Annotated in this window: 1 pseudogene; it reads right to left on the bottom strand. The window is 62.6% G+C overall.

The window, feature by feature from the left end:
• Positions 1-203, bottom strand: a pseudogene (locus EN862_RS36645) (lytic transglycosylase domain-containing protein); the annotation flags it as partial.
• Between the last annotated feature and the right edge of the window lie 297 nt (positions 204-500).

The following is a 500-nucleotide window of genomic DNA, read 5'->3' as shown; positions in this document are numbered from 1 at the left end:
CTCGACAGCGCATGTACATAATCAACGCTCTCGACCTGCATGACCGCGCGCAGCATCCGCTCGGGAATGGCGAAACGTATCGCGGCTTCCCGGATATGAGCCGACCAGGGATCAGCGGACGAAGTCTTGGCGTTGGAGAGAGCCGGCCCCTCGCCATGAGAAAGAGGTTCTGCGTAAACAGCCGATGCAGAAGGGAGGAGCATGACGCATGCACACAGCATCGTCACGCCTCGCCGGATGACAGCGCATTCACCGCCGTCCCGACGCGTGAAAAGCCTGCCGCCTTGCTCGCTCCCGTCAAGGGCAAGGCTTCGCCGGCCGGACTGGTTTGCCGCACATCGACGCGCAATGAGCGTTCGCATCGATCGGCAAGCGTCCGACCGCCCTTGACCTCCGCTGCGCCCGGCAGCCGCCTGACAGGCGATCGGGTCGAAGGGTTTGACCGGCGCTCGATCAATCAAAGGGTTTGACATAGAAAGACGGCTGAAGCGCAGTCGGAG

It is taken from the genome of Mesorhizobium sp. M2E.F.Ca.ET.219.01.1.1, assembly GCF_004016445.2.
Classification (GTDB): Bacteria; Pseudomonadota; Alphaproteobacteria; order Rhizobiales; family Rhizobiaceae; genus Mesorhizobium.
Note: the sequence above shows the minus strand (reverse complement) of the source record. Positions and strands in the feature narration are given on the sequence as shown.